Source organism: Eggerthella sp. (assembly GCF_048329335.1).
GTDB lineage: Bacteria > Actinomycetota > Coriobacteriia > Coriobacteriales > Eggerthellaceae > Eggerthella > Eggerthella lenta.
This window is the reverse complement of sequence record NZ_DBFEGU010000060.1, coordinates 1-8,574: the sequence shown is the minus strand read 5'-3', so window position 1 is coordinate 8,574 and position 8,574 is coordinate 1. Positions and strand designations below refer to the sequence as shown.

Sequence of the window (8,574 nt, the reverse complement as noted above, 5' to 3'; positions counted from 1 at the left end):
GGTAACCGTCACCTCCGGCGGTCCCAAACGGGAGAAACCGCAGGAAGACGCGGAAAAGTAAAAGCAAACGACCAGAGCGGGCAAGGCCAAGAGGCTGCCCGCTTTTGGTTTACTCGATAGATTGAGGAGGTGGAGCGTTTTATGGCGGCGACTCCTGATTACTACAAGACGCTGGGCGTTCCACCCACGGCGACGGCCGACGAGATAAAGAAGGCCTTTCGCAAGCTCGCGCGCACCCATCACCCCGACGCCGGCGGCGACGAGGCGAAGTTCAAAGAGCTGAACGAAGCGTACGAGGTGCTGTCGGACGACAAGAAACGCAAGCTCTACGACCAGTACGGCACGGCGAACGAGAACCAGATCCCCCAGGGCTGGGGCGGCGGCTCGGTCAACGTCGAGGACATCTTCGGCGGCGCGGGCGGCGGCTTCGGCAGCTGGGCCGACATCCTGGAAAGCATCCGCCACGGCGAAGGCGCGTTCGGAACGGACTGGGACTTCAACGATATGTCCGGTTTCGGGGGCGGCCGCCAGCCGCGTCCGCGCAAGGGCCAGGACATGAACGTCACCCTCAACGTGACGTTCGACGAGGCCTTCAAAGGCGCCGAGAAGCGCGTGACCGTGCGTGTCCCCGGTCGCGGCGAGTCCGAGACGCTCACCGTGAAGATCCCGGCGGGCGCCGTGGACGGCGGGCGCCTGCGCTTCAAGGGCAAGGGCGGCCCGGGCGAGAACGGCGGTGCTGCAGGCGACCTGCTGATCACCACCAAGATCGATCCGCATCCGTACTACACTCGTAAAGGCGCCGACGTGCTGATGGACGTGCCCGTGAGCGTGGCGGAAGCTGCACTGGGCGCCAGCGTGGTGGTTCCCGCGCCCGACGGCACGAAGGTGCGCGTGCGCGTGCCGAAGGGCACGCAGGACGACACCGTGCTGTCGGTGAGGGGCAAAGGCGCCCCCAAGGTGAAGGGCGACGGCTCGGGCGACCTTAAGATCACCGTGAAGGTGGTCGTGCCCAAGGAGATGAACGAAGGCCAGAAGAAGGCCATGGAAGATTATTTAGCGGCTACGACCGATGATGTGAGGAGCTGGTGATGAGCGACCGAACCGACCGCAACCGCCCGCTGTACATGATCAGCGTGGCCGCGCAGCTGGCGGGCGTTCACCCGCAAACGCTGCGAGCATATGAACAGAAGGGGCTCGTATCGCCCCAGCGCACGAGCGGCAACACCCGCATGTACTCGCCGGCCGACATCGAGCGGCTCGAGCTGATCAACGAGCTGACGAGCGAGGGCATCAACCTGGCGGGCGTCATCCGCATTCTCGACCTCCAGGGCCGCCTGGAGGAGCGCGACACCGAGCTGGACGACCTGCACAAGCGCGTGCGCCGTCTGGCCGATCGCGTGCACGAGCTTGAAACGCGCGAAAGCGTGAACGCCCTCGTGCGCGTATCCGACTTACCGACTGCTTTGCGGCAGCTGCCCTAAGCGAAGGAGGAACGTTGTATGAACATGGGTAACCTGAACAAGCTAGCCCTGACCGCTCAGGAAGCGCTGCAACAGACGATTGTCATCGCTTCCGAGAACGAGTCATCGCAGGCAGAGCCCATTCACATGTTGAAGGCTCTGCTGGAATCGAAAGAGAACAACCTGTCCGCTATCATCAAGCGCATCGGTGCCGAGCCGTTCCAGCTGCAGGCCAACGTGGATGCCGAGATCCAGCGCATGCCGAAGGTCAGCGGGAACCCCGGCATGATGAGCGGCGTGCCTGGCCCGGCCCTGATGAACCTCATCGACAACGCCGTCAAGATCGCCGAGAAGCTGGGCGACAGCTACGCCACCAGCGAGCATCTGCTGATCGCGCTGTCCGAGGAGAAGGGCGCCGCGGGCAAGATCCTCACTACGGCCGGCGTCACGCGCAAGAGCATTGAGGCTGCCTACGAGGAGCTGCGCGGCGACACGCGCGTCACCGACCAGCAGAACAAAGTGCAGTTCGAGGCGCTGGAGCAGTACGGCCAGAACCTCACGCAGAAGGCGCGCGAAGGCAAGCTCGACCCGGTCATCGGCCGCGCCGAGGAGATCCGCCGCACCATCCAGGTGCTGTCGCGCCGCACGAAGAACAACCCCGTGCTCATCGGCGAGCCGGGCACCGGCAAGACGGCCATCGTCGAGGGCCTGGCTCAGCGCATCGTGGCCGGCGACGTGCCCTCTTCGCTGAAGGACCGCGACCTCGTGGCGCTCGACCTGGGCGCGATGGTGGCCGGCGCGAAGTATCGCGGCGAGTTCGAGGACCGCTTGAAGGCCGTGCTGCGCGAGGTGAAGCAGAGCGAAGGACGCATCATCCTGTTCATCGACGAGCTGCACACCATCGTGGGCGCCGGCTCCACGGGCGACAGCTCCATGGACGCGGGCAACATGCTGAAGCCCGCGCTGGCCCGCGGCGAGCTGCATGCCATCGGCGCCACCACGCTGGACGAGTACCGCAAGTACATCGAGAAGGACGCCGCGCTCGAGCGCCGCTTCCAGCCCGTGCTGGTCACCGAGCCCACGGTGGAGGACACCATCGCCATCCTGCGCGGTTTGAAGGAGAAGTACGAGATCCACCACGGCGTGCGCATCACCGACGCCGCCATCGTGGCGGCGGCCGAGCTGTCGAACCGCTACATCTCCGACCGCTTCCTTCCCGACAAGGCCATCGACCTCATGGACGAGGCCGCCAGCCGCCTGCGCATCGAGATCGACTCGATGCCCGAGGAGGTGGACGCCGCCGAGCGCAAGCTCACCCAGATGCAGATCGAGGAGCAGGCGCTCATGAAGGAGAGCGACCAGGCCTCGCAAGAGCGCCTGGAAGCGCTGCGCCGCGAGATCGCCACGGCTCAGGAGGACCTCGACAAGCGCAAGGCCGAGTGGCAGAACGAGAAGGACGCCATCGAGCACGTGCAGAACCTCAAGAGCGACCTCGAGGGCGCGCAGCTTGAAGAGGAGCGCGCCACCCGCGAGGGCGACCTGGTGAAGGCCTCCGAGATCCGCTACGCGCGCATTCCCGCGCTGCAGCAGCAGCTGCATGCGGCCGAGGAAGAGCTGAACGTGAAGCAGCAGGACGGCGCCATCCTCAAGGAGGAGGTGTCGGACGACGAGATCGCCGAGGTCGTTTCCACGTGGACGGGCATTCCCGTGCAGAAGATGATGCAGGGCGAGATGGCCAAGCTGGTCGACCTGGAGGACAAGCTGCACGAGCGCGTGGTGGGCCAGGACGAGGCCGTGTCCTCGGTGGCCGGCGCCATCCGCCGCAACCGCGCCGGGTTGTCCGACCCGAACCGTCCCATCGGCTCGTTTTTGTTCCTGGGCCCCACGGGCGTGGGCAAGACCGAGCTGGCGAAGGCGCTGGCCGAGTACCTGTTCGACAGCGAGAAGGCCATGGTGCGCATCGACATGTCCGAGTACATGGAGAAGTTCTCGGTGCAGCGCCTGATCGGCGCGCCTCCGGGGTACGTGGGTTATGACGAGGGCGGCCAGCTGACCGAGGCCGTGCGCCGCAAGCCTTATTCGGTGATCCTGCTCGACGAGATCGAGAAGGCGCACCCGGACGTGTTCAACATCCTGTTGCAGGTGCTGGACGACGGCCGCCTGACCGACGGCCAGGGCCGCGTGGTGTCGTTCAAGAACGCCATCATCATCATGACGTCGAACGTGGGATCGCAGTTCATCCGCGAGTTCGCCGAGCACGGCGACGAGAAGGCTATGAAGCAGGCCATCGACGGCGCCCTGCGCGCGACGTTCCGCCCCGAGTTCATCAACCGCATCGATGACGTGGTGGTGTTCAACGCGCTGAACATGACGAACATCGAGCCTATCGTCGATTTGCAGCTGGAAGAAGTGCGCGACCGTCTGGCCGACCGCCGCATCACGCTCGACGTGACGCCGGCGGCGATGGAGCACCTGTCCATCGACGGCTACGATCCCATCTTCGGAGCGCGTCCGTTGAAGCGCCTCATCCAAAAGGAGATCGTCGACCGCATCGCCCAGAAGGTGGTGGAAGGCAAGCTGCGCGATCGCAGCCATGTGCTGATCAGCATCGACCAGGACGGCAACTACGAATGCACCGTGGAAGAGCCCCTGGAGCTGGACGCCATGCCCCTCGACGACCTGCTGACCGAAGGCGATAAGTAAGTCGTCTGGACAGAACGAGCGCGGCTTCCCGCAAGGTCGCAACACGTAAACGGCCCGGCATTTGCCGGGCCGTTTACGTGTTGCGGCGCCGATCCGTCGGCTCCGCGCCCCGTTTCACCGCCCCGTCCGCAGGAGTGTTTCACTTGGAACAACCCAGGCGGTTGCGGAGGGTTGCTAGTTCGCTACAGGAACTCGCCCTTGCGGATGACGCATTCGTCGTCGAGGTAGAGGGTGGGGTTGAGGATGATGCCGTCGAGGTGGCAGTCCGCTTTGGTGATGCCGCCGAACGAGGTGTTCGTGCCGAAGGCGATGTGGACGGTGCCGTAGAGCTTCTCGTCTTCGAGGATGATGCCGCACAGCTTCGCGGCCTCGTTCGTGCCGATGCCCAGCTCGGCGATGGTGCCGTTTTCGGGCTGTTCGAACAGCACGCTCAGGCGTTCGGCGTAGGGGCCCTGCGCGTCGGCGCCCTCGATGCGCGTGAGGCGTCCGTTCTCGATGGTGACCGTCATCGGCTCGGTCAGCGTGCCGATGCCCACCATCGAGCCGTCGATGACGGCCGTCCCGTTCGCCCCGTCTTCGAGCGGTGCGATGTACGCCTCGCCCGAGGGGAAGTTGCCGCTGGCACCCGGCTCGCGGTACACGCCGGGGCTGGCCACGCCGTCGCGCCCTGTCAGCGCAAGTTCCAGCACATGGCCATCCTTCTCGATGCGCGCATGCTTCGCGTGCGTCAGGCGCTCGGTGAGTTGGCGGGTGCGTCGCTCCACCTGGTCGTAGTCGGCGCAGGCGGCGCCGTCGCGCAGCATGTCCATGGTAATGCCGGGCATGGTGACCACGCGCGTGCCCGCCGCTGCTGCCTTGATGCGCGCGTTCGTGTGCGTGATGGACTTCGCCGTGGGGCACAGTGCGACGTCGGCCGCCTTCATAGCCGCCGCTACCGGCGCGGGCGGTTCCTCGCCGGCTACCGAGCCTTCGGGCATCTGCATGATGAGAGCCCGATGATCCATGGCGCGTGCCGCTTCGTAGAACAGCTCGCCCACCTCGCGGGTGGGGTCATCGGTGACGACCAGCAGCGTCTCGCCTGGCTGAAGCGCAAGATTCGTTTCGATAATGGTGCGTGCACGTTGCTGTAGATCCATAGGATAACCTTTCAAGTCATGAAATGTTTCACGTGAAACATTCGTGCCTTCGGCGCTTCGCTCGGGATGACGACCCGCGTACTGTGTTCGGGATGGCGAACAGCGCTTACGCCTCCGGATCCTCGGCGGGCAAGGCGCCCATGCCTTGCAGGTGGGTCATGCTTCCGTAGCGTTCGACGAAACGGGCGTACTCGTCTTCGTCGTAGAACGCGCACTTGCCTTCGCCGAACGCCTTCGCCGCCTCGATCATGAACGACCCCGCCTCGTCCAGGTCGGTCAGGTGGGTGGCTCCGGTCGCGCAGCCGGGTACGGCCGTCTCGGTGGTGATGGCCACGCCCACGACAGGCGCGTCGGTGGCGGTGCACGGCTGCAGGATGGAGTTCAGGTGGTACAGCCCGTTGCCGTACGGCGTGATGTCGGCCATGGACAGCGGATATGTGCGCGCGCGACGCCCGGTGGCGATTTCCACCAGCGACACGAGGTCTTCGCTGACGCGCATGATGCAGCCCTGCTTCACCGTGGGAGAGATCATGAAGCCGCGTTCGTTCATGATGCGGTTGCCCTTCGTCGTGTCCACCACCAGCACGGCGTCCAGCTGCGTGCCGCCCACCTCCTCGCGGTTCACGTCGGCCGTGGCCACGGGCGATCCCATGAACGCCACCGGCTCGTGCGGGAACGTAGGCGCGTGCGGGCACACGTGCGTGGAGACGAACACGTCGCCCGGCAGCACGTCGCCGCGTGCGTGCATCGACAGCAGTTTCGCCGCGCAGGCCAGCGCGGTCAGCGCGCCGTCGCCATCTGACACGAAGCCGATGCGCTCGGGCCGCGCGCCCAAGCCGCCCAAGCGTCCCAGCAAGCCGATGGTGGGCGCCTCGCCGCCGGCGGCGCGCCCGCGCGAACCGGGGATGCGCACGCGCACCATGTCGGTGGAGCCCTTCGGCCCCTCCAGCACGTACGTTTCGGCATCGCACGCGGGGTCGATGCCGCGCAGGTACTCCACCACGCCCGCGCCGCTTGCGGAGGGCGAGTCCAGCAGGTCGTAGAGTTCGATCAACTGTTTGAAAATCATGGGAGGTATCTCCTTTTGTTTGTATCGCGGTCGCTTTCCTCGTTCGATTCCATGATAATACGGTTCAATGCGGTTCATAGCATCTTCGACGAAAGGTTCCATTCCATCATGAGAAGGAAAATCGGCATCAAAGAGATCGAGGACATGGCGCTTGGCGCGACGGTTCTCGGCGCCGGCGGGGGCGGCGACCCGTACGTCGGCAAGCTCATGGCCATCGAGGCCATCAAGAAGTACGGCGAGGTGGAGCTCATCTCGCCCGACGAAGTTCCTGACGACGCCGTGGTGTGCGTGTCCCAGATGATGGGCGCCCCCACCATCATGGTGGAGAAGATCTGCAGCGGCCTGGAGCCCATGGCCACGTACGACGAGCTGGTGAAGGAGCTGGGCCAGGAGCCGTACGCCATCTACGCGGTGGAAGCCGGCGGCGTGAACTCCACCATCCCGTTCATCCTGGCGGCCACGCGCCGCATCCCCGTGGTGGACTGCGATCTCATGGGCCGCGCGTTCCCCGAGCTGCAGATGACCACGCTGGGCATCAACGGCGTGAAGGGACAGCCCGCCGTCATGGCCGATGAGAAGGGCAACACGGTCACGGTGCGCGCGATCGACGACAAGTGGCTCGAGCGCATCTCGCGCCAGGCCACGTCGGTGATGGGCGGTTACACCATCCTGGCGTCGTATCCGTGCACGGGGCGCCAGCTCAAGGACTACTGCATCCCCGACACGCCTACGCTGTGCGAGGAGATCGGCCGCACGCTGCGCGAGGCGCGCGAGCAGCATGCCGACCCCATCGAGGCCGTGCTGAACGTGACGAACGGGTTTCGCCTGTTCCGCGGCAAAGTGGTGGACGTCGAGCGCAAGACCGACGGCATGTTCGTGCGCGGTCGCGCCGTGGTGGACGGGCTCGACCAGGACAAGGGCAGCCAGCTTATCATCGAGTTCCAGAACGAGAACCTCATCGCGCTGCGCGACGGCCAGCCGGTGACCACGTCGCCCGACCTCATCATGTCGCTGGACATGGAGTCCGGCTCGCCCGTGACTACCGAGGGCCTGAAGTACGGCGCTCGCATTGTGGTGGTGGGCATGCCCTGCGCGCCGCAGTGGCGCACGCCCGAGGGCCTGGCCGTGGTAGGGCCGCGCGCGTTCGGCTACGACATCGACTACGTGCCGGTTGAGCAGCGCGTCGCCGCGATGAACAACGAGGAGGTGCAGGCGTAATGGCAGATCAGAAGCGCATCTGGCGTCTGGGTATCGACGTGGGCGGCACGAACACCGACGCGGTGGTCATCGACGGCGACCTCAAGCTGGTGGCCGCGACGAAAAGCCCCACCACCGAGGACGTCATGAGCGGCATCGTGGCCGCCATGCACGAGGTGATCACCCAGATCGGTGCCGACGCGGCGCGCAACATCGGGTTCGCCATGCTGGGCACCACGCATTGCACGAACGCCATCGTCGAGCGCAAGCGCCTGAACAAGGTGGCCGCGCTGCGCGTGGGCGCTCCGGCCACGACGGCCATCAGCTGCATGGCTGACTGGCCCGACGAGCTGAAGAACGCCATGCGCGTGCGCGACTTCCTCGTGCACGGCGGCAACGAGTTCGACGGTCGCGAGATCAGCGCGCTGTCGGAAGACGAGATCCGCGAGGTCGCGCGCGTCGTGCGCGAAGAGGGCTTCGAGTCCGTGGCCGTGACCAGCGTGTTCTCGCCGGTGTCCGACGCGCACGAGAAGCGCGCCGCCGCCGTTCTGCGCGAGGAGCTGGGCGAGGGCTTCCCCATCACGCTGTCGTCGGAGATCGGGTCGCTCGGCTTCCTCGAGCGCGAGAACGCGTCCATCCTGAACGCGGCGCTGTACGACGTGGCGCGCACGACGGCCGACAGCTTCGAGGCGGCGCTCGCGTCTGAGGGCCTCGCCGATGTGGCTGTGTACCTGGGCCAGAACGACGGCACGCTCATGAGCGTGGACTACGCGAAGCGTTACCCCATCTTCACCATCGCGTGCGGGCCTACGAACTCCATCCGCGGCGCGTCGTTCTTGACGCAGGAGAAGGACGCCGTGGTCGTCGACATCGGCGGCACCACCACCGACGTGGGCGTGCTGGCGCACGGCTTCCCGCGCGAGAGCATGGTGGCCGTGGAAATCGGCGACGTGCGCACGAACTTCCGCATGCCCGACCTGGTGTCGGTGGGCCTCGGCGGCGGCTCGCT

At 65.9% G+C, this 8,574-nt stretch carries 7 protein-coding genes; 5 read left to right on the top strand and 2 right to left on the bottom strand.

The window, feature by feature from the left end; genetic code table 11:
* Window positions 1-141 precede the first annotated feature (141 nt).
* From ACMO6A_RS02015 to clpB, 3 genes are read left to right on the top strand one after another with little or no spacing between them, the layout of a single operon-like run.
* Complete coding sequence (locus ACMO6A_RS02015; protein ID WP_418470704.1) at window positions 142-1,089, top strand: DnaJ C-terminal domain-containing protein; 948 nt, start codon at window positions 142-144, stop codon at window positions 1,087-1,089.
* A complete protein-coding gene (locus tag ACMO6A_RS02010; protein WP_009305419.1) occupies window positions 1,089-1,481 on the top strand; it encodes a heat shock protein transcriptional repressor HspR in 393 nt (130 codons plus the stop codon). Before ACMO6A_RS02015 ends, ACMO6A_RS02010 begins: the two co-directional genes overlap by 1 nt.
* Window positions 1,482-1,505: 24 nt before the next feature.
* Window positions 1,506-4,163 (top strand): ATP-dependent chaperone ClpB, encoded by a 2,658-nt coding sequence (gene clpB, locus ACMO6A_RS02005; RefSeq protein WP_410053550.1) that lies wholly within the window; start codon window positions 1,506-1,508, stop codon window positions 4,161-4,163.
* Between the two features lie 182 nt (window positions 4,164-4,345).
* On the opposite strand, the gene ACMO6A_RS02000 is transcribed toward clpB, so the two are convergent.
* Both ACMO6A_RS02000 and ACMO6A_RS01995 read right to left on the bottom strand, forming a co-directional pair.
* Window positions 4,346-5,299, bottom strand: coding sequence for an aminopeptidase (locus ACMO6A_RS02000; RefSeq protein WP_009305417.1), 954 nt, complete (start codon window positions 5,297-5,299; stop codon window positions 4,346-4,348).
* Between the two features lie 106 nt (window positions 5,300-5,405).
* A complete protein-coding gene (locus tag ACMO6A_RS01995; protein WP_009305416.1) occupies window positions 5,406-6,368 on the bottom strand; it encodes a DUF1177 domain-containing protein in 963 nt (320 codons plus the stop codon).
* A gap of 108 nt (window positions 6,369-6,476) precedes the next feature.
* On the opposite strand from ACMO6A_RS01995, the gene ACMO6A_RS01990 reads away from it, so the two are divergent.
* Both ACMO6A_RS01990 and ACMO6A_RS01985 read left to right on the top strand, forming a co-directional pair.
* Window positions 6,477-7,586, top strand: a complete 1,110-nt coding sequence (locus ACMO6A_RS01990; RefSeq protein ID WP_009305415.1) for a DUF917 domain-containing protein — start codon at window positions 6,477-6,479, stop codon at window positions 7,584-7,586.
* A partial coding sequence (locus tag ACMO6A_RS01985) for a hydantoinase/oxoprolinase N-terminal domain-containing protein (RefSeq protein ID WP_418470703.1) occupies window positions 7,586-8,574 on the top strand: 989 nt, incomplete at its 3' end. The genes ACMO6A_RS01990 and ACMO6A_RS01985, both read left to right, overlap by 1 nt.

What these genes read in the sequence shown, in the direction of transcription:
- ACMO6A_RS02015 (WP_418470704.1), top strand. Translation starts at nt 142, where the DNA reads ATGGCGGCGACTCCTGATTACTACAAGACGCTGGGCGTTCCACCCACG.
- ACMO6A_RS02010 (WP_009305419.1), top strand. Translation starts at nt 1,089, where the DNA reads ATGAGCGACCGAACCGACCGCAACCGCCCGCTGTACATGATCAGCGTG.
- clpB (WP_410053550.1), top strand. Translation starts at nt 1,506, where the DNA reads ATGGGTAACCTGAACAAGCTAGCCCTGACCGCTCAGGAAGCGCTGCAA.
- ACMO6A_RS02000 (WP_009305417.1), bottom strand. Translation starts at nt 5,299, where the DNA reads ATGGATCTACAGCAACGTGCACGCACCATTATCGAAACGAATCTTGCG.
- ACMO6A_RS01995 (WP_009305416.1), bottom strand. Translation starts at nt 6,368, where the DNA reads ATGATTTTCAAACAGTTGATCGAACTCTACGACCTGCTGGACTCGCCC.
- ACMO6A_RS01990 (WP_009305415.1), top strand. Translation starts at nt 6,477, where the DNA reads ATGAGAAGGAAAATCGGCATCAAAGAGATCGAGGACATGGCGCTTGGC.